At 27.4% G+C, this 19,757-nt stretch carries 19 protein-coding genes; 17 read left to right on the forward strand and 2 right to left on the reverse strand.

Annotation, left to right across the window (positions count from 1 at the left end; all coding sequences use genetic code 11):
* The first annotated feature begins 245 nt into the window (after positions 1 to 245).
* Positions 246 to 548 (forward strand): hypothetical protein, encoded by a 303-nt coding sequence (locus ACYUEW_RS11870; protein WP_003487174.1) that lies wholly within the window; start codon positions 246 to 248, stop codon positions 546 to 548.
* 432 nt (positions 549 to 980) lie between these two features.
* Positions 981 to 2,624 carry an aspartate 4-decarboxylase gene (gene aspD / locus ACYUEW_RS11875; protein ID WP_460276834.1) on the forward strand — a complete coding sequence of 548 codons (1,644 nt, stop codon included), beginning with the start codon at positions 981 to 983 and terminating at the stop codon, positions 2,622 to 2,624.
* Between the two features lie 151 nt (positions 2,625 to 2,775).
* On the opposite strand, the gene ACYUEW_RS11880 is transcribed toward aspD, so the two are convergent.
* Positions 2,776 to 3,657 (reverse strand): DMT family transporter, encoded by an 882-nt coding sequence (locus ACYUEW_RS11880; protein ID WP_003487172.1) that lies wholly within the window; start codon positions 3,655 to 3,657, stop codon positions 2,776 to 2,778.
* Between the two features lie 397 nt (positions 3,658 to 4,054).
* Between ACYUEW_RS11880 and ACYUEW_RS11885 the strand changes: the two genes are divergently transcribed.
* From ACYUEW_RS11885 to ACYUEW_RS11910, 6 genes are all read left to right on the forward strand, one after another.
* Positions 4,055 to 5,152 (forward strand): PfkB family carbohydrate kinase, encoded by a 1,098-nt coding sequence (locus tag ACYUEW_RS11885; protein ID WP_460276835.1) that lies wholly within the window; start codon positions 4,055 to 4,057, stop codon positions 5,150 to 5,152.
* Entirely contained in the window at positions 5,146 to 6,069 is a 924-nt protein-coding gene (locus ACYUEW_RS11890) for a pseudouridine-5'-phosphate glycosidase (protein ID WP_460276836.1), read from the forward strand. The genes ACYUEW_RS11885 and ACYUEW_RS11890 overlap by 7 nt, the downstream gene beginning before the upstream one ends.
* Positions 6,070 to 6,421: 352 nt before the next feature.
* Entirely contained in the window at positions 6,422 to 7,354 is a 933-nt protein-coding gene (locus tag ACYUEW_RS11895; protein WP_460276837.1) for a ketopantoate reductase family protein, read from the forward strand.
* Between the two features lie 287 nt (positions 7,355 to 7,641).
* Positions 7,642 to 8,274 carry a cyclodeaminase/cyclohydrolase family protein gene (locus ACYUEW_RS11900; RefSeq protein ID WP_003490292.1) on the forward strand — a complete coding sequence of 211 codons (633 nt, stop codon included), beginning with the start codon at positions 7,642 to 7,644 and terminating at the stop codon, positions 8,272 to 8,274.
* Positions 8,274 to 9,122, forward strand: coding sequence for a bifunctional 5,10-methylenetetrahydrofolate dehydrogenase/5,10-methenyltetrahydrofolate cyclohydrolase (locus tag ACYUEW_RS11905; protein WP_265228331.1), 849 nt, complete (start codon positions 8,274 to 8,276; stop codon positions 9,120 to 9,122). Before ACYUEW_RS11900 ends, ACYUEW_RS11905 begins: the two co-directional genes overlap by 1 nt.
* A gap of 500 nt (positions 9,123 to 9,622) precedes the next feature.
* Positions 9,623 to 10,417, forward strand: coding sequence for a Cof-type HAD-IIB family hydrolase (locus ACYUEW_RS11910; RefSeq protein WP_003490294.1), 795 nt, complete (start codon positions 9,623 to 9,625; stop codon positions 10,415 to 10,417).
* A gap of 351 nt (positions 10,418 to 10,768) precedes the next feature.
* On the opposite strand, the gene ACYUEW_RS11915 is transcribed toward ACYUEW_RS11910, so the two are convergent.
* Positions 10,769 to 11,275 carry a GNAT family N-acetyltransferase gene (locus ACYUEW_RS11915; RefSeq protein WP_061328032.1) on the reverse strand — a complete coding sequence of 169 codons (507 nt, stop codon included), beginning with the start codon at positions 11,273 to 11,275 and terminating at the stop codon, positions 10,769 to 10,771.
* Between the two features lie 192 nt (positions 11,276 to 11,467).
* Between ACYUEW_RS11915 and ACYUEW_RS11920 the strand changes: the two genes are divergently transcribed.
* The 9 genes from ACYUEW_RS11920 to larE all read left to right on the forward strand — a co-directional run bounded on the left by ACYUEW_RS11920 (position 11,468) and on the right by larE (position 19,640).
* Positions 11,468 to 11,611: a hypothetical protein gene (locus tag ACYUEW_RS11920; protein WP_003487160.1), complete on the forward strand. Its 144-nt coding sequence runs from the start codon at positions 11,468 to 11,470 to the stop codon at positions 11,609 to 11,611.
* A 104-nt stretch (positions 11,612 to 11,715) separates the two neighbouring features.
* Positions 11,716 to 12,468, forward strand: coding sequence for a hypothetical protein (locus ACYUEW_RS11925; RefSeq protein WP_431603449.1), 753 nt, complete (start codon positions 11,716 to 11,718; stop codon positions 12,466 to 12,468).
* Positions 12,469 to 12,581: 113 nt separating this feature from the next.
* Positions 12,582 to 13,391: a ZIP family metal transporter gene (locus tag ACYUEW_RS11930; RefSeq protein ID WP_257413352.1), complete on the forward strand. Its 810-nt coding sequence runs from the start codon at positions 12,582 to 12,584 to the stop codon at positions 13,389 to 13,391.
* A 652-nt stretch (positions 13,392 to 14,043) separates the two neighbouring features.
* Positions 14,044 to 14,481 (forward strand): RrF2 family transcriptional regulator, encoded by a 438-nt coding sequence (locus ACYUEW_RS11935; RefSeq protein ID WP_003356138.1) that lies wholly within the window; start codon positions 14,044 to 14,046, stop codon positions 14,479 to 14,481.
* Between the two features lie 333 nt (positions 14,482 to 14,814).
* Positions 14,815 to 15,744 carry a cysteine synthase A gene (gene cysK / locus ACYUEW_RS11940; RefSeq protein ID WP_278001019.1) on the forward strand — a complete coding sequence of 310 codons (930 nt, stop codon included), beginning with the start codon at positions 14,815 to 14,817 and terminating at the stop codon, positions 15,742 to 15,744.
* Between the two features lie 43 nt (positions 15,745 to 15,787).
* Entirely contained in the window at positions 15,788 to 16,456 is a 669-nt protein-coding gene (locus ACYUEW_RS11945) for an amino acid ABC transporter permease (protein WP_460276838.1), read from the forward strand.
* A 34-nt stretch (positions 16,457 to 16,490) separates the two neighbouring features.
* Positions 16,491 to 17,315, forward strand: coding sequence for an amino acid ABC transporter substrate-binding protein (locus ACYUEW_RS11950; RefSeq protein ID WP_460276839.1), 825 nt, complete (start codon positions 16,491 to 16,493; stop codon positions 17,313 to 17,315).
* A 104-nt stretch (positions 17,316 to 17,419) separates the two neighbouring features.
* Positions 17,420 to 18,550, forward strand: coding sequence for a cysteine desulfurase family protein (locus ACYUEW_RS11955; protein WP_460276840.1), 1,131 nt, complete (start codon positions 17,420 to 17,422; stop codon positions 18,548 to 18,550).
* 289 nt (positions 18,551 to 18,839) lie between these two features.
* A complete protein-coding gene (gene larE, locus ACYUEW_RS11960) occupies positions 18,840 to 19,640 on the forward strand; it encodes an ATP-dependent sacrificial sulfur transferase LarE (protein WP_043031747.1) in 801 nt (266 codons plus the stop codon).
* The last annotated feature ends 117 nt before the right edge of the window (positions 19,641 to 19,757 follow it).

The following is a 19,757-nucleotide window of genomic DNA, read 5'->3' on the forward strand; positions in this document are numbered from 1 at the left end:
TATAACTTTAATGTAATACTGAATAAAATAAAAATGAGAATTTAATACACCAATTTATTAATTTATAATATGCAGCTCTTAGGGGCTGCTTTATTATTACTAAATTTAAAAAGCTTTTATATATGAATACCTAGTATATAATTTTAATAAAAGTGAAAAATCATTTTAAAGATTATACTTATGTTTCCAATTTGATGATATAATTAATGTAGCTAATAATCTAATTATCGTTAGGGAGGATTGGCATGCTTAGATTAATATACATAACTGTTTATGGGGGAATGTGCTTATTTATGCTATATTGTGCATATAGTTCTATAGTAAAAAAGAAAATAAAAATTTATGTTGGAGAACATAGGAAGATAACAGATAAAGAGAAGCTTTCTAAGGCTTTAGGAATAAATTATTTATTTCTTTCTATATGCTTTTTTATTTATGCTGTACTATTATTTTTAAATAAAACACCTAAATATCCTATATTCACCATGGCGTTTATAGTTCTTTTTATGACACCTTTTATATTAGTAAACAAATATACTAAAAATTAAAAATATAATTTATATTAAAAGTGCTGATTTATGTAAATAAACCAGCACTTTTAAGTTTTTACAAATTTACCACATTAATAAGACATTTCAATAATTTCTTTATTAAATAACATAATTAACCTATAAAGTTTGTTTTTCTATAACATTAAATTAATTTATTTTTATAATTTAATAATTAATAATAATTTACATGCTTTGACATAGAAATTTGCCATAATTATAATTATATGTAATGAAGTTATAATTTCTTTGTAGATATTTCATTGCAATAAATAATTTATATAACAGATAATTTATACAATAATCTTTATTACAATATATTACTAGTATATGTTTTTCATAAGAATAGTTTTTATAACATTGGATAACATAATTTAATAAAAGACTTTTATTGTAATTGGCAGTTGTATTTGTAGAGGGAGGAATTTTTTAATGGATAATCCTAATATTCAACGTATAGAATTAGAACATATTTATGGTAAAATTAGCCCTTTTGAGCTTAAAGATAGATTAATTAGTCTTGCTAAAGAAAGTCAGATAGAAAAAAGTGCCCATGCTCTTTTAGATGCAGGAAGAGGAAATCCAAATTGGACAGCAGCAGCTCCTAGAGAGGCATTTTTTGCTTTTGGTCAATTTGCAGTAGAAGAAACCCGTAGAGTATGGAGCGATGGTGCTTTAGCAGGCATGCCAAAAAAAGAAGGCATTTATAAAAGATTTAAAGAATACATAGAGAAACATAAAGGGGAGCCAGGAATAGAACTTTTAAATAATATAATTCATTATGGTATAGATTTTAAAGGATTTGATAAAGATTGTTTTGTATATGAACTAGCGGATGGAATTATTGGAGACAACTATCCAGTTCCAGATAGAATGTTAATTCATATTGAAAAATTAGTACAGGACTATCTTATGCAAGAAATGTGTTATAATAAACCCTTAAAAGGTAAATTTAATTTGTTTGCAGTAGAAGGAGCTACTGCGGCTATGTGTTATATATTCGATTCTTTAATTGCTAATGAGTTGTTACAAAGAGGAGATAGAATAGCTCTTATGACACCAATATTTACTCCTTATCTTGAAATACCACTAATACCTCGTTATAATTTTGAAGTAGTTAAAATTAGTGCAACAGAGACAAAGGAAGATGGAACCCATACTTGGCAATATCCTGATGAGGAATTAGAAAAATTAAGAGATTCAAGTATTAAGGCACTATTTGTAGTTAATCCTAGCAATCCACCTTCTGTAGCCATAGAATCAGATTCTATAAATAAAATAATTCAAATCGTTAATGAGAGCAATCCAAATTTAATGATAATTTCTGATGATGTATATGGAACTTTTGTAGACGAATTTCGTTCTTTAGTAGCGGATTTAGCTTTTAATACTATAGGCGTTTATTCTTTTTCAAAATATTTTGGAGTAACAGGATGGAGACTTGGAACCATTGCGCTTTATGAAGAAAATGTATTTGATAAATTAATAAGAGAATTACCAGAGGATAAAAAAGAAGCCTTGAGAAAGAGATATGGAGCTCTTTCTACTAACCCAGAGGAAATTCTTTTTATTGATAGGATAGTGGCAGACAGTCGTCAAGTAGCTCTTAATCATACAGCAGGATTATCTACTCCACAACAAGTTCAAATGGCCTTTTTTTCCGTGTTTGCAATATTAGATAAGGAAAGTAAATATAAACAATTGACACAGCAAATATGTAGACATCGTCAAAAATTATTATACGAGGGCTTAGGCATAAAATTTGAGAGAGAAGAAAATGATGCTTCTTATTACACAGAGTTTGATTTGCTTCAGTGGGCACACTGCAATTATGGAGAGGATTTTAGTGATTATTTAGAAAAAAATTATAAACCTGTAGACATACTATTACGCTTAGCAGAAAAATCTTCTATAGTATTATTAGGTGGAGGAGGATTTCACGGACCAGAGTGGTCCATTAGAATATCCCTTGCCAATTTAAATGATGAGGCTTACTCTAAAATAGGTAAAGTTCTTCATAATGTATTAGATGAGTATGTTAAGGAATGGAAATGTTATAGAGATTTACAAAAATAAATTATTATTTTAAATATAAATCTTAGTATAAAAGATATCAAAATAGATTTAATTTTAAGAACCCAAATTACTGAACACTAGTGATTTGCCATATTAAAATTAAATCTATTTTATTTTAATAGGCCTTTTACTAATATATGATTTTGTTTTGTTAATTAGATTTTTGACATATATAAACTCCTGCAACTATTAAAGCTGTTGATAAAATTGTTATTATAGTTATTTTTTCACCTAATATTATAGCTGATAGAACTATAGAAGATATAGGGACTAAATTTACAAAAATAGAGGTTTTGGAAGGCCCTATTTGTTTTATGGATATTTGTTGAACTAAATAGCCTATAACAGAAGCAAAGATGCTCATGTATAAAATTGCTATATATGAATAATAGGGAACCTTATTTATTAAAGATAAAGGTTTCTCATATATGACAAAAGGAATTAAAAATAAAGTACAAAATAAAAAACTGTAAAAGGTTAAAGTCATTGGAGAATATTTTGGCATTACCTTTTTGCTAAAAACCCCATAAGAAGCCCAACATAATACAGCTATTATCATTAAAATGTCACCCTTATTAAAATTAATATTAAAAATATTAGCTATAGCACCATTAGTTATGGTTAAGAGAACTCCAGTAAAGGAAAGAATAATTCCTATAATTCCTTTTGAACTTAGTTTATCTTTAAGAAATATAACACTTAATATGCAGGTTATAATAGGGTTAGATGCAGCTATTAAAGATGAATTTGTAGCTGTAGTGTATGTAGAAGCCTTAAAAAAGAAAATATGATAGCCAACCATTCCTACTATTCCTGTAAATAAAAATACTGGAATATCTTTTTTCTTTAGTTTATATATGTTTTTTTCTTTAATAATAATTATGAAAAAGAGCACTAATGTAGCTATTAAAAATCTTAAAAAGGTCAATGTGAAAGGTGGAATAAAAGGTGCAGAAAGTTTTGCAGCAATAAAAGCTCCACCCCAAAATAAAGTAGATAAAATCATTAAAAAATATACTTTAGAATCCTTCATAAGTAATCCCCCTTATTATAAAATACTATGATAGTTTTTATTAAAAATTATTTTTTAATTATAAGGTAAATTTATAGTTATTTAGTATTAGTATAAATATTATAGTGTTGATATCCAATACTAATAAATATTATATAAATATGAATTTTTAAGCACATAGTTTAAATTATACTAAAAAATATGGTAATTATATAGTCTATAAATCTATTTTAAAGTTTAATATAGGTTTTTTAGTGGATTCTTAGAAATATTTATTTGGTATAAAAGTATTTAATAATAAAATATAAGTGAGAAAAAATAAATATTGAAAAGATAAAAAATATATGATATCATTTACTTAAACAAATGCTTATCTTATAAGCTTTTGTTTAAGTAAACGGTTTTTGAGGGGATAAATATGACAAATAGAGAAAAAGAAATTTTAGAATTAATAAAGGAAAATCCAATGATATCCCAAAAGGACTTAGCAGAGAAACTAGGAATAACAAGATCTTCTACAGCAGTGCATATAACTAATCTTTTGAAAAAAGGATATCTTTTAGGGAAAGGTTATATAGTTTCAAAGGATGAAGAGTATGTTTCTATAATTGGTGGAGCAAATATGGATATACAAGGTTTCCCTAATGATAAATTAATATACAAAGATTCTAATCCAGGGAAGAGTAAAATATCCTTAGGGGGAGTAGGTAGAAACATAGGAGAGAATTTAACTAAATTAGGTATAAATACAAAACTTATAACTGCTTTAGGAGAAGATATATATGGAAACAAAATATTAGAAGAAGCAAAAACTATAGGTATGGATATGGAACATTCTATAATAATGCGGGAAAATACAACTTCTACCTATCTTTCAATTTTAGATGAAACAGGGGATATGATGGTTGCTATAGCTCACATGGATATATTTGATAAAATGCCTCTAGATTTTATTAAAAGTAAAAAAACTGTTATAGAAAACTCAGGTGTATGTATAATTGATACTAATATACCACAGGAGATTATAGAATATATAGTTAACGATCATCAAAATGTAAAATTCTTTTTAGATACAGTATCTACTACTAAGGCTAAAAAGATAAAAAATATTATAGGAAAGTTCCATACTATTAAATTAAATAGGATTGAGGCAGAGATATTGTCTGGAATTCCTATAAAAAAGGAAGATGATTTAGAAAAATCAGCTGAGTTTTTCTTAGAAAAGGGAGTTAAAAGAGTGTTTATAACTTTAGGTGAAGAAGGGGTTTATTACAATGATGGAAAAAACAAAGGTAAAATACCTACTCCTAAAGTTAGAGTTATAAATGCAACAGGAGCAGGGGATGCTTTTATGGCAGCTATGGTCTATTGTTATTTAAAAGATTTTTCTTTAGAAGAAACTATTAAGTTTTCAATGACAGCTTCCATACTAGCCTTATCCCATGAAGATACTATAAATCCAAACATGTCAGTTTGGAGTATAAATAATAAGATGAAGGAGATAGGAATATGTTAGAGAAATATTTAGAAATTAGTAAAGAAGTATCAGAAGCTTTAAAGGAAAATAGACCTATAGTAGCTTTAGAATCTACTATAATATCTCATGGGATGCCCTATCCTAAAAATGTAGAAACCGCATTAAATGTAGAAAAAATAATAAGAGATAAAGGGGCAATACCTGCTACTATAGCCATATTAAATGGTAAATTAAAAGTTGGACTAACAAAGGACGAAATAGAATACTTAGGTAAAAAAGGAACTGATGTAGTTAAAACTAGTAGAAGGGACATACCATTTATATTAGCTAAAAAACTCGATGGAGCAACTACGGTAGCATCTACTATGATTGTAGCTAACTTGGCAGGAATAAAAGTCTTTGGAACTGGTGGAATAGGTGGAGTTCATAGAGGAGCACAGGAAAGCTTTGATATATCAGCAGACCTTCAAGAATTATCTAATACTAATGTAGCAGTAGTTTGTGCGGGAGCAAAATCTATATTAGATATAGGCTTAACATTAGAGTATTTAGAAACTCAAGGGGTACCAGTAGTAGGGTTTGGTACAGAAGAGTTACCAGCATTCTATACAAGAAAAAGTGGATTTAAAGTAGATTATAAAGTAGATACAGCAAAAGAACTAGCGGAAGCTTTAAAAGCTAAGTGGGATTTAGGATTAAAAGGTGGAATGGTAATAGGAAACCCAATACCAGAGGAATATCAAATGGATTACGATACTATAACAAAGGCTATAAATGATGCAGTTAAAGAAGCAGAAGAAAAAGGTATAAAAGGAAAAGAGAGTACACCATTTTTATTAGCTAAGGTAAAGGATATAACCAAAGGTAAAAGTTTAGAAGCTAATATACAATTAGTTTATAACAATGTAGCTGTAGCTTCAGATTTAGCTATAGAATTAAGTAAGCTTAATAAATAATTTAAAACAGTTTTAATAAGGTGTCTTAAAAATAGATTTAAATTTAATTTAGAAAATATAAAAAATACATGTAATAAACATATAAATAAGTTTAAATAATCAAATTATAATATTTTATATGAAGTAATCATAAATTTTAAAAAATTAGGCCTATGGTAATAAGGGCCTAATTTTTTATGCTTTCATTACCATATAGTGATATAATTTATAAAAAGATTAAAATCTTAGGCTTAGGTAGAGGTTACTTAGTATAATTATTTTATTTATTTAAATATTAGTAACTTTAGAGTGTGATGAGAGTATTACAAATGATGTAAATGGGATAAAAAATAATAAATTTGGGGGAGAGAATATGAAAATTGCTATAATAGGTTCCGGAGCTATGGGATCCTTATATGGGGCTTATTTACATAAAAGTGGAGAGGAAGTTTATTTAATTAATAAATGGGAAGAACATATAAATACTATAAATAAAGAGGGATTAGTAATAGATACAGGAGATAAAAAATTAAAGTTTTATCCAAAGGCTGTTACAAATTCTAAGGATATAGGTATAGTAGATTTAGCAATAGTATTTGTAAAATCTACAAAAACAGAGGAAGCAATTTTAGAAAATAAAAATATAATAGGAGAAAACACCTATGTTTTAACTCTTCAAAATGGATATGGTAATGGAGAAAAAATAGAAAAATATATAAATAAGAATAGAATAATAGTAGGAACTACTGGTGAAGGATGTACTACTATAAAGGCAGGGTATATAAAACATGCAGGTTCAGGGGATACTTATATAGGCATGTTTTCTGGAAAAGAAGATAATATTTTAAAAAGGTTAGAAAATATTTTGAATCATAGTGGTTTTAATACACATATATGTAAAGATCCTAGAGAACTTATTTGGAATAAACTTATTATAAATGTTGGGATTAATGCTATAACAGCTATTTTAGGTATAAGAAATGGTGAAATTTTAAAAGAAATGGCTACAAAAAAAATTATGAAGGATGCAGTTATAGAGGCAGTAAAGGTAGCTAATGCTAAGGGTTTTAATTTTAATGAGGAAGAAATGACAAAAAAAGTAGAAAATGTAGCCTTAAAAACAGCAGAGAATAAATCCTCTATGTTACAAGATGTTTTAAATAATAAGAAAACAGAAATAGAAACTATAAATGGATCTATTGTAAAAGAAGGAAGTAAATTTAATATAGAGACACCTATAAATGAAACTCTGACAAACTTAATAATTTCCTTAGAAAAAAATAAGATTCTAACACCGCAAAGATAAAGAATACGCTCATAAGCCAATTCATTTCCTTAATAAGTTTTAAATCTGACTTCATTAAAATTATATTAAAGTTAAATTTATTTTGAGCTAATTTTATATATAAATCTTAGAAAATGAAAAGTAGTTAAATATAAATTTTTCAATATTAATAAAACCTTAAATCCTATAATAATATAATATAAAAATAATGTATAATATATATTAGTATTATAAGAAGTGTAATTAATTTAATATAGCATTTAGTATTTGCTATAATAAGAATAAATTAATAAGGTAGGTGGATTTTTATGTTAGATAAAAGTTGTAAAGAATTTATAGATATTTTATCCTCTAAGGAACCTGTACCAGGTGGAGGCGGTGCTTGTGCTTATGTAGGAGCTTTAGGTATGGCCTTAGGTAATATGGTAGCAAATCTTACTATAGGTAAGAAAAAATATAAAGATGTAGAAGAGGATGTAAAGGAAATATTAAAAGAAGGAGAAGTCTTAATACAGAAATTAGAGGAATTAGTAAATAAAGATGCTGAGGTGTTTTATCCATTATCTAAAGCTTATGGATTACCTAAAAATACAGAAGAGGAAAAAGATTATAAAGATAAAATTATGGAAGAGGCTTTATATAAAGCTAGTTTAGTACCATTAGAAATAGCTAAATGTGCAGCAGAGACCATAGACCTTCATTATAAATTAGCTAAAAAGGGAACTAGAATTGCTATAAGTGATGTAGGTGTAGGAGTTTTGTTTTGCAAAACAGCATTAGAAGCTTCTAAGCTAAATGTATATATAAATACTGGTATGATGAAAAATAATGATATAAAAAATTCTTTAGAAGAAGAAATCAACACATTAGTTTCTAAATACTCAACTAAGGCAGATAAAGTTTATAGTTATGTAGAAAATTTAATAAGGGGAAATGAATAATGACTAAAATATTATATGGAAATGAAGTAGCTTTAAAAATAAAGGAAGATTTAAAATTAAGAATAGATAAATTAAAAGAAAAAAATATAATACCTAAGCTAGCAATTTTACGTATGGGGAATAAACAGGACGATATAGCTTATGAAAGAAGTATAATAAAAAGTTGTGAAAAATTAAATATAGAAACTAAGGTAGAAGAATTAAAGGAAGATATATTAGAAGAAGATTTTTTGAAACTAATGGAAGGATTAAATAATGAAAAGGATATTAGTGGTATATTAGTTTTTAGACCTTATCCTAAACATTTAAATGAAAATATAATAAACTCCTCTATATCATTAAATAAAGATGTGGATTGTATGCATCCTTTAAATTTAGAAAGGATATTTGAAGGAGATTTAGATGGATTTATGCCTTGTACTCCAGAGGCTGTAATAGAAATGTTAAAATATTATGATATAGATTTAAAAGGAAAGAATATAGTCATTATAAACAGAAGTATGGTAGTGGGTAAACCATTGAGTATGATGTCATTAGCTCATAATGCCACAGTTACTGTATGTCATTCAAAAACTATAGATTTACAATCCATAACTAAAAAGGCAGATATAGTAGTGACAGCTATAGGAAAAGCTAAACTAATAAAAGAGGAATATTTTAATGAAGATTCTATAGTTATAGATGTAAGTATTAATGTAGATGAAAATGGAAAACTATGTGGAGATGTAGATTTTGAAAATGTAAAAGAAAAAGTAGGAGCTATAACTCCAGTTCCAAAAGGAGTGGGAAGTGTTACAACAACCCTGTTATTAAAACATATAGTGGAAGCAGCAGAAAAAAATAGCTAAATATAAACAGAGTTCTTGGCTTCAGAGGGCGTTTTTACTCCCTCTGAAGCTTAGAAATCGTTATCCAGGGACGTATCCGTTCTTTACTCCCACTTTGAAGAAAAGCAGAGAGTCCAAATCTTCGATTTGGTGCGAATCGCTTTCACAGAGTGCGATGGGAGTATTAGAGCGGGTAGTCATCGGATAAAAATTAAGAAGTGAAGCTTGTATCCTATGTTAATTTATATAAGATGCAGGCTTATTTTTCTTATAATAAATAATACATAAGATTTTATAGACTCTATTTTATTATTTTTACTTTTATTGAGGTTTCTTCATTTATATGTATTACTAGTTAGAGTTTCATATTTATTAATTTACAATATGAAAGTATATAAGCTTTAACTAAACAAATATTCTAGTTGTGATATAATAGGAAAGTAGAAAAAACATATTTTTTAAATATAAAAATCATATGGGATTTTTAAATATAAAATTACCATAAAACATAGGAGGAAAAAATGATAAAATTTATAGCCACAGATTTAGATGGAACATTAGTAAATAGTGAAGGAAAAATATATAATAAGGTGTTTAATTTAATAAACGATTTACATAAAAATGGGGTAAAGTTTGCAGCAGCTAGTGGAAGGTTTTATTCTCAATTAAATGAAAATTTCAATAGTGTAAAGGAAGATATGATACTTATAGCTCATAATGGAGCTCTTATAAAATATAGTAAAAACGGACAAACTCTTTATGCTAATTATATAGACAAAGAGTATATAAAATCAGTAGAAAAATTAAAAAGAAATTTTGGAGAAGAATTAATTTTAGGAGGAGAAAATGAAGCTTTTGTTGTAAATCCTTCTGAAAGTATTAAAAAAGAGTTTAGTTTTTATAATGTACCTTATATAGAATACAAATCCTTTGATGAAGTAGACAAGCCTGTTCAAAAGATAAGTTATTATGTTAAAGATGGTATTAAAGCACCTATGCTAGATTATTTAAAAGAAAATTTAAATAAGAATCTTCAATTTGTTGCTTCAGGAGATAAATGGATAGATATGATGAATAAAGAGGTAAGTAAAGGACATGCCATAAAAATACTTCAGAAAAAATTTAATATAGAAAAAGATAATACTATGGTTTTTGGAGATTATTATAATGATATAACCATGTTTAAGCAAGCTTATTATAGTTATGCTATGGAAAATGCTCCAGAGGATGTAAAAGAAAAGGCTAATTTCATAGCTGGTAACAATAATGAAAATGCAGTTTATAAAACTATAAGTAAACATATGGGTTTTATTTAATATAAAAAACTGTTTTAAAATATATTTTTGTCATAGGAGAATTCACTGATAAACAGAGTTCTTGGCTTTAGAGGGAGTTTTCACTCCCTCTGAAGCTTAGAAATCGTTATCCAGGGACGTATCCGCTCTTTACTCCCACTTTGAAGAAGATGGGAGTATTAGAGCGGGTAGTCATCGGATAAAATTTAATAACTATAAATAAACACTATCAAAATCTATTAGAATTGATAGTGTTTTTTTATTTTAATCTAATTTTTAATATTCTTTTTTAGATTTAAATATATATAGTTTAAAAATTATATGCTATTTAAATCTGTCTGGAATATAATTATATAATTTTTTTAATATAAACTATAAACTTAATTTATATAACAATTCGTAATTTATTCCTTCATAAATTTCGGAGTAAACATCTTCATAAAGTTTTTTGTTTATCCATATTTTTTCGCCCGTATATTTAAAGCCTAAAGATTCATAAAGTTTTTTTGCTCTTATATTTTTGGGATGAAAATTAAGATAAATTTCATTACAATCTTTATTATTTTTTAATTCTTTTATAATTTTTTTTAATGCAGCCTTCCCAAAACCTTTTCCTTGAAATCTATGATCTATTAAAATAGTCCAAATCTTATAGTGTTTTTCCATATCGCAGTATCCATATAAAGTAAATCCTATCATATCCTCTTCTACGAATATAATTTTAGGTTTAAGCTTAGGTTCCACTTTTGATATGGCTATAGAAAATGCTACTGAATCAACAAACTCTTCAAATACATAATGACTGCCATTATCATTAGTACTTAGTAGTATACAGTCATAAAAATTATCAATAGTTATGTCTTTAAAAAACAAGTTCATTATATCCCTCAATTCTTTATATATTGTATAAATTATAACATTTAACCATATAAATAAATATATAAAATAAAGAATATTTAAAAAATTTTAAATATAATTGAAAAAATTGTAATAAAATCATTTTAAAATAATATAAAGTTATTTTGAGAATAATATATAGTGAATTTCAATAATATATAAGGATGTGATTTTGTGAGCAAGGATTTAGATATAAAGTCTAAAAATCAAAGTGCTATAACTAACAGTGAAAATAGCAGAAACTCTACTACAGGATATATGGATAGAGGAAATGCTAGCAAAATAGCGGCAAAACAGGGAACTAGAAATAAAAATTAAATGAAAAATAATTAACCTGCTGACTTGTTGTCAGTGGGTTTTATTTAGCATATATAATATTAAAGTCAAATTAAATGTTAAGAATATAAGTATTGTTAAAAAGTATGGGAGTGAAAAGGGTGAATATAAGGAATATTAAGAATAATATCACTAAAATATTAGTAGGTTTAAATTTAATAATTTATTTATTTATATTAAGTGTAGACTTTTTAAAAATTAAAAATCTATATAAATATTCTACAAATATAAAGTTTATTAGTATAGTTGTATGTTTTGCTATTACTTTATCTATAGGAGAAAATATATATGATAAAAAAGATTTATTTATTTTAAGATTAGCTTTATTTTTTACGGTTTTAGCAGATTTTAATATGCTTGTTCTAGAAGAATTTAAATTAGGTATTTTATTTTTTATAATTGTTCAAAGTTTATATACAATACGACATGGCAGGTTTAAGGATGTAAATGGAAAAGTGAGATTTAAGTATAGAGATATCTATCTGTTTGTATTCTATTTATTTTTATTTATAATTTTAAAAAGACTAAATTTATTTTCAAAGGAAAACACTTTACTATCCATGGCTTTTATATATGCTTTATTGCTTATTCACAGCTTAATAAGAGCCTATGGAACATTTAATAATAATTTTTTTGAAAAGAAAACCTGTAAAATTATAAGCATAGGTATTACTTTATTCTTTTTATGTGACTTAAATGTGGCCTTTTCTAATATTAGTTTTTATTTATTGAGTATAAAGCAAGTGGAAAATTTAGAAAATGTATTTTTACCTTTAATTTGGTTTTTTTATCTTCCAAGCCAGATATTACTTAGTTTGAGTGGAGAAAAACAATTATAGAAAAAACTAAAAGTAAATATTGATTATATTGATAGTACGTGATAAAATCAAAATAAGAAATTATCAAGTAATAATTATTATTGTTTATTCAGAACTAGAAAGAAGGGGATAGTATGACTTGGTTTAAAGAATTGAATCCCATTATGCAGGCTCTTTTAGCTACCTTATTTACTTGGGCGGTTACAGCTTTAGGAGCAGCATTAGTGTTTTTCTTTAAAAATATAAATAAAAAAGTATTAAATGCTATGTTAGGTTTTGCAGCAGGAGTAATGATTGCAGCTAGCTATTGGTCACTTTTAGCACCGGCTATAGAAATGGCAGAATCCCAGGGCAAAATTGCATGGATACCGGCAGCAGTAGGCTTTTTAGCAGGAGGAATATTTTTAAGAATAGTAGATAGAATTCTTCCACACCTTCATTTAGGCAAAGATAGAGAGGATGCAGAGGGAATTAAAACTAGTTGGCAAAAGAGCATATTATTAGTTTTAGCTATAACCCTTCATAACATACCAGAAGGATTAGCTGTAGGAGTGGCCTTTGGAGCAGTAGGGGCCAATATAGAGTCTGCATCTTTAGCAGGAGCTATAGCTTTAGCATTAGGTATAGGAATTCAAAACTTTCCTGAAGGAGCAGCAGTATCTATACCACTAAGAAGAGAAGGAAATAGTAGATTAAAAAGCTTTTGGTATGGGCAAGCTTCTGGTATAGTTGAGCCTATAGCAGGTGTTATAGGGGCAGCGGCAGTATTATTTATAAGAAATTTATTACCCTATGCCTTATCCTTTGCAGCTGGAGCCATGATATTTGTTGTAGTAGAGGAACTAATTCCTGAAGCCCAGGAAGGAAAGGATACAGATATATCATCTATAGGAGTATTAATTGGATTTACTGTAATGATGATATTAGATGTAGCCTTAGGCTAAACAGATTTCTAAGCTTCAGAGGGAGTTTTTACTCCCTCTGAAGCTTATTAACAGACTAGAAGTCGTTATCCATTAGGAGAAGTCGTTATCCAGGGACGTAGCCGTTCTTTACTCCCACTTTGAAGAAAAGCAGAGAGTCCGAATAATCTTCGATTTGGTGGGAATCGCTTTCACAGAGTGCCATGGAAGTGTTAGAGCGAGTAGTCATCGGATAAATATATTTCCTTAATAAGAAAATACTATGATACAATAGATAGTTTCATAGTATTTTTTATTTAAAAAATTAATAATTGGATTTTATAAAAAAATATTAGAGATATATGAAAGTTTAATAATGTTATAGAGTAGGAACAAATTACAACTTAAAAGAAAACATCTCTCTAATTTATAGTAAATAAATGAGTAAGGAGGGTTTCCTAGACTTAATATTAGTAGGAGGTTTAAATCTAGAAAAATATTTACTATAAATCAAAGAGATTTTCGTGTGGTTTCAATTAATTATATGTGCTTGTTTCTTATAATACTAAGTATACAGCAAATGAAAATCAATTTCAATATAAAATGAAAAGTTTTTTAAAAAATATTGACATAAATTAATTAAAAGAATATAATCATAGTAAATAGATAGGAATACTATGAAAGAGGAGATTTTATGAAGATATCAACTAAAGGAAAATATGGCATAAAGGCTATAATAGACTTAGCTATAAATTCTACAGAAGAAGCAGTTACTTTAAAAAGTATTTCTGAAAGACAAAACATATCCGAGGGATATTTAGAACAAATATTTTCCTTATTAAGAAAGAACAATTTAATAAAAGGAATAAAAGGGGCTCAAGGGGGCTATATATTAGAAAAGGATTCAGCACATATAACTGCAGGTGAAATACTAAGAGCTCTTGAAGGAGATCTATCTGTAGTAGAACTTAATGATGATTATTTAAATAATAGAATGGAAAAATCTATTAAGACAAATTTATGGGATAGAATTAATGAAAGCATAGAAAGAGTAGTAGATTCTATAACTTTAGAAGATTTAGTAGAGGCATACAAAAAATCAGATAACCAAAACATAATGTACTACATATAATGTTGTAGTACAGTTTATTTAAAATGAATACCTAGTAAACCAATAAGAATAATTAGACATGCCTTGATAATTAGAATATAGAGTAAAGTTAATGCTATAGTAGATAAAGTAAATCTAATAGTTTATAAATAAAATTTTTATTTTACTTAAAGTAGCTATACTAATAGATATTTAGGTACTGAACGAAAAGGGGATGGTTTAATGTGTAGTGGATGTATATTTTACAAGATACCAGTAGAAATTAAAAATGAAATTTCAATTTAAAACCTAGTAAACAAATAGGCAAACTCGTACCATCTTAAGAATATTTAATGTTGAAAGGAGAAAATAATTATGAAAAAAATATATAAAAATATAACAGAATTAATAGGAAATACACCATTATTAGAGTTAGGAAAATTAAAAGAAGAAAATAAATTAAAAGCTAATATACTAGCTAAAGTAGAATATTTTAATCCAGCAAACAGTGTAAAAGATAGAATAGCCTTTGCTATGATAGAGGAAGCAGAAAAAGAAGGACTAATAAATAAAGATACAGTAATAATAGAGCCTACTAGTGGTAATACAGGTGTAGGACTTGCCTTTGTAGCAGCAGCTAAAGGTTATAAACTTATACTAACTATGCCAGAAACTATGAGTATAGAAAGAAGACTTATATTAAAAGCTTATGGTGCCGAGTTAGTTTTAACACCTGGAAAGGATGGAATGAAGGGGGCTATAGAAAGGGCAACAGAATTATCAAAGGAATATAAAAACTCTTTTGTTCCACAGCAATTTGAAAATAAATTTAATCCAGCTATGCATAAGAAGACCACAGCGGTAGAAATTTGGAATGATACAGAAGGAGAAGTAGATATATTTATAGCAGGAGTAGGGACAGGTGGAACAATTACAGGAGTAGGAGAATACCTAAAAGAAAAAAATAAAGATATAAAAATAATAGCAGTAGAACCAGAAGATTCACCAGTTTTATCAGGAGGCAACCCAGGACCACATAAAATTCAAGGAATAGGAGCGGGATTTGTACCAAGTACTTTAAACACAGGGGTTTTAGATGAAATATTTAAGGTATCTAATGAAAAAGCTTTTGAAGTAACAAAGAGTATAGCAAAAGCAGAAGGTCTTTTAGTTGGAATATCTTCAGGAGCAGCAGTTTATGCGGCTATGAAAATAGCTGAAAGACCAGAAAATGAAGGGAAAAATATAGTAGTATTACTTCCAGATACAGGACAAAGATATTTATCTACAGGAGTATTTGAGTAATAAAAAATAATTAATGAGGAAACCATAGATAGGAGGAAAAATTGTGGAAATTTTCGATGTAAAATATTTAGTACAATCATTAGTAGTTCTTTTAAAGTATGTTCATATAACTTTGTCTATAGCCATTTTATCCATGATTATAGCTGTTCTATTGGGGGTTATATTAGCAGTAATAAGAATGTATAAAGTTAAAATTTTTCATAGAATAAGTGAAATTTATATATCTTTCTTTAGAGGAACACCTATTTTGATACAGCTTTTTCTGTTCTACTATGGTTTGCCTCAAATTATTCCGTCTTTTAAAGAGATCCCAGCATATATGGCAGTGATCATTGCTTTGAGTATGAATGGTTCAGCTTATATGGCAGAAATAATAAGAGGTGCAATAATGTCTATAGATAAAGGACAGATGGAGGCTTCATTATCTTTAGGCATGACTGAAATCCAAGCTATGAAAAGAATAATTTTACCTCAGGCTGCTAGAGTTGCAATTCCTTCTTTAGGTAATAGTTTTATTGATCTTTTAAAAAGCTCATCTTTAGCATTTACTGTAGGGGTTGCAGAAATACTATCTAAGGCACAGATGAATGCAGCATCTAGTTATAGATTTTTTGAAAGTTATTTAGCAGTAGCTTTAATATATTGGGTAATGGTAGAGTTATTTAATTTTATGCAAAAATTATTAGAAAGAAAAATAGGAAAAGCTTATTAAAATTTAATATTAATAGTATTAGGAGGATATAGAATTGAATATAAAAAAGTTTAAAAAAATAATTTTAAGTATGTCATTAGTTGTAACTTTAGGAGTAGGATTAACAGCGTGTGCTCAAAAGAATAAAGAAATAAATGAAAATAAAAATACAATAAAAATAGGAACTTCAGGACAGTACTATCCATTTACTTTTATAGATAAAGATAGTAATAAAGTTCAAGGCTTTGAAATAGATATTTGGGAAGAAATAGGTAAAAGAACAGGTTATAAACCAGAATTTAAGGTAGCGGATTGGACAGGTATTATGGGAATGCTAGATACAGGTAAAATAGATACTGTAGCCAACGAGATAACTGTAACAGATAAGAAAAAAGAAAAATATTATTTTTCAAAACCTTATGTTTATTCAGGAGTACAGTTAGCTACTAAAAAAGGAAATAATAATATAAAATCTTTAAAGGATTTAGAGGGCAAAACTGTAGCTACTCAGGTAGGAACTAATTATTCTAAATCCATAGAAGATTATAATAATAAGAATAAAGGGGAAGATATAAAAACAAAACAATATAATAGTTTTTCAGGTATGTTCCAAGATGTGGATTTGGGTAGAGTTGATGCTTTAATAGAGGACAAATTAGCCTGCCTTGTAAATATAAAAAAATCAGGATTAAATTTACAGTTAGCCGGTGAACCTATAGAAGAGATGGAAAATGCATATCCTTTTGCAAAGAAGGATGAAAATAAAGAAAAAATAGAAAAAATAAATAAAGCTTTAGATGATATGAAAAAGGATGGAACACTGCAAAATATATCTAAAAAATGGTTTGGAGAAAATGTTACAGAAAAGAGTAAAAAATAATTTATTTATTTGATTAAATTTAAATATTTTTTATATAAAACTTTAAAGATATTAATATAAAATATATAGTTACAAATAATAAAATAAAAAACAGTGGTGATTATATGAGAAATAAGATATACATGGATCATGCAGCAACTACTTATATAAAGGAAGAAGTAATGGATGCTATGATTCCTTACTTAACAAAATATTATGCAAATCCTTCTTCTGTATATAATATGGCTAATAATTTAAGAATTGCTATAGATGAATCTAAAGAAGAAATTGCAGATTTTATAGGAGGAGAACCAGAGGAAATATTTTTTACATCTGGTGGTACAGAAGGGGATAATTGGGCTATAAAAGGGATAGCTTATGGAAATGGAAACAAAGGAAAACACATAATAACTTCTTCTGTAGAACACCCAGCAGTTTTAAATAGTTGTAAATATTTAAGAGAAAAAGGTTTTGAAATAACATTTTTGCCTGTAGATAGTTATGGGAAAATAGATTTAAAAAAATTAGAAGAAAATATAAGAAAAGATACTACATTAGTTTCTATTATGACTGCTAATAATGAGATAGGAACTATACAAGATATAAAATCTATAGGAGAAATTTGTAAGGAACATAAAGTTTTATTTCATACAGATGCAGTTCAAGCTTTAGGGCAAATACCTATAAATGTGAAAGAAATGAACATAGATCTAATGACTATAACTGCACATAAAATATATGGTCCTAAAGGGATTGGGGCATTATATATAAAGAAAGGCACAAAAATAGATAATCTTTTACATGGTGGTAGCCAAGAAAGAGGAAAAAGAGCAGGAACAGAAAATCCAGCTGCTATAGTTGGTTTTAAAAAGGCAGTTTCATTACTTAAAGAAAAGGGTCAAGAAGAAAACAAAAGAATAGAAAAACTTAGAGATAAATTTATAAATGGACTTTTGCAGATAGAAGGAACTAAAATAAATGGGACTTTGGGAAAAGAAAGATTAAAAGGGAATATAAATGTTAGTTTTAAAAATGTAGATGGGGAGTTATTACTTATGCTTTTAGATAGTGAAGGTATATGTGCTTCAGCAGGAAGTGCCTGTTCAGCAGGAGCAGTAGATGCATCCCATGTGCTTTTAGCCTTAGGATTAGATAAGGAATTTTTAAAAGGAACTATAAGATTTACTTTAGGTGCTAAAAATACAGAAGAAGAAATAGATTTTGTATTAGAAAAATTAAAGGAAATAGTAAAGTAATCTTTAAATTGATATGATTTGTATTATTATAAACAGAGTTCTTGGCTTCAGGGGGAGTTTTTACTCCCTCTAAAGCTTAGAAATCGTTATCCAGGGATGTACCCACTCTTTACTCCCACTTTAAAGAAGATGGGAGTATTAGAGCGGGTAGTCATCGGATAAATATATCTATATAGCTTAATTTTATATTAACTTACAAAAATGTATACAAATACTTGATTTTTATAGTAGATGGAAATATTAACAAGCATAATAATAGGACAAAAATATAAGATGGGGATGGTATAAAATGAATTATAAATATAATAATCTTATTAACTATTTAAAGGATTTAGGTAGTGTAGCAGTAGCTTTTTCTGGAGGTGTAGATAGTACCTTATTATTAAAAGCAGCAAAGGAAGCTTTAGGAGATAATGTTATTTCCATTACAGTAGTATCACCTTATATTCCAAAATGGGAAATAGAAGAAGCTAAAGAATTAGCAAATAACATAGGAATAAAATCATATTTTTTAGAAGTTCCAATGCTTGAAGAAATAAGATTTAATCCAGAAGACAGATGCTATATATGTAAAAAAGGCGTATTTAGTAAAATAAAAGAATTGGCAAAGGAAAAGGGCGTCAAATATATAGTAGATGGAACTAATTTGGATGATACAAAAGATTATAGACCAGGTATGAGAGCATTAAAAGAATTAGATGTAAAAAGTCCTCTCTTAGAAAACTCTATAAATAAAGAGGAAATAAGAACTTTATCTAAGGAGCTAGGGTTACAAACTTGGAATAAACCTGCCTATGCCTGTCTTTTGTCTAGAATTCCTTATAATCAAGAAATAAAAGAAGAAGATTTATCTAGAATAGAAAAGGCAGAAGTATATATGATGGAGTTAGGATTTAGAGCAGTAAGAGTAAGAAGTCATGGGGATTTGGCTAGAATAGAAGTGCCTAAAAAAGAAAGAGTGAAATTGTTCAATGAGGATATTCTAGATAAAGTATCAGAAAAATTTAAAAAATTAGGATTTAAATATGTTACTGTAGATACAGAAGGGTATAAGATGGGCAGTTTAAATACTGAAATAAATAAAAACTAGTTTAATATAGTTTAAAGAAAATAATTAGGAAAGTAAAATAAATTTAAAATTTTCCTAGTACATTAAAATTCACAATATATGGGTATCAGATAAAATTTAAAAAGTCTTAGGATGAAG

It is taken from the genome of Clostridium sp. CTA-1, from assembly GCF_054768215.1.

Coding starts and splice junctions, on each gene's coding strand:
- ACYUEW_RS11870 (WP_003487174.1), top strand. CDS start 246: ATGCTTAGATTAATATACATAACTGTTTATGGGGGAATGTGCTTATTT.
- aspD (WP_460276834.1), top strand. CDS start 981: ATGGATAATCCTAATATTCAACGTATAGAATTAGAACATATTTATGGT.
- ACYUEW_RS11880 (WP_003487172.1), bottom strand. CDS start 3,657: ATGAAGGATTCTAAAGTATATTTTTTAATGATTTTATCTACTTTATTT.
- ACYUEW_RS11885 (WP_460276835.1), top strand. CDS start 4,055: ATGACAAATAGAGAAAAAGAAATTTTAGAATTAATAAAGGAAAATCCA.
- ACYUEW_RS11890 (WP_460276836.1), top strand. CDS start 5,146: ATGTTAGAGAAATATTTAGAAATTAGTAAAGAAGTATCAGAAGCTTTA.
- ACYUEW_RS11895 (WP_460276837.1), top strand. CDS start 6,422: ATGAAAATTGCTATAATAGGTTCCGGAGCTATGGGATCCTTATATGGG.
- ACYUEW_RS11900 (WP_003490292.1), top strand. CDS start 7,642: ATGTTAGATAAAAGTTGTAAAGAATTTATAGATATTTTATCCTCTAAG.
- ACYUEW_RS11905 (WP_265228331.1), top strand. CDS start 8,274: ATGACTAAAATATTATATGGAAATGAAGTAGCTTTAAAAATAAAGGAA.
- ACYUEW_RS11910 (WP_003490294.1), top strand. CDS start 9,623: ATGATAAAATTTATAGCCACAGATTTAGATGGAACATTAGTAAATAGT.
- ACYUEW_RS11915 (WP_061328032.1), bottom strand. CDS start 11,275: ATGAACTTGTTTTTTAAAGACATAACTATTGATAATTTTTATGACTGT.
- ACYUEW_RS11925 (WP_431603449.1), top strand. CDS start 11,716: ATGGGAGTGAAAAGGGTGAATATAAGGAATATTAAGAATAATATCACT.
- ACYUEW_RS11930 (WP_257413352.1), top strand. CDS start 12,582: ATGACTTGGTTTAAAGAATTGAATCCCATTATGCAGGCTCTTTTAGCT.
- ACYUEW_RS11935 (WP_003356138.1), top strand. CDS start 14,044: ATGAAGATATCAACTAAAGGAAAATATGGCATAAAGGCTATAATAGAC.
- cysK (WP_278001019.1), top strand. CDS start 14,815: ATGAAAAAAATATATAAAAATATAACAGAATTAATAGGAAATACACCA.
- ACYUEW_RS11955 (WP_460276840.1), top strand. CDS start 17,420: ATGAGAAATAAGATATACATGGATCATGCAGCAACTACTTATATAAAG.
- larE (WP_043031747.1), top strand. CDS start 18,840: ATGAATTATAAATATAATAATCTTATTAACTATTTAAAGGATTTAGGT.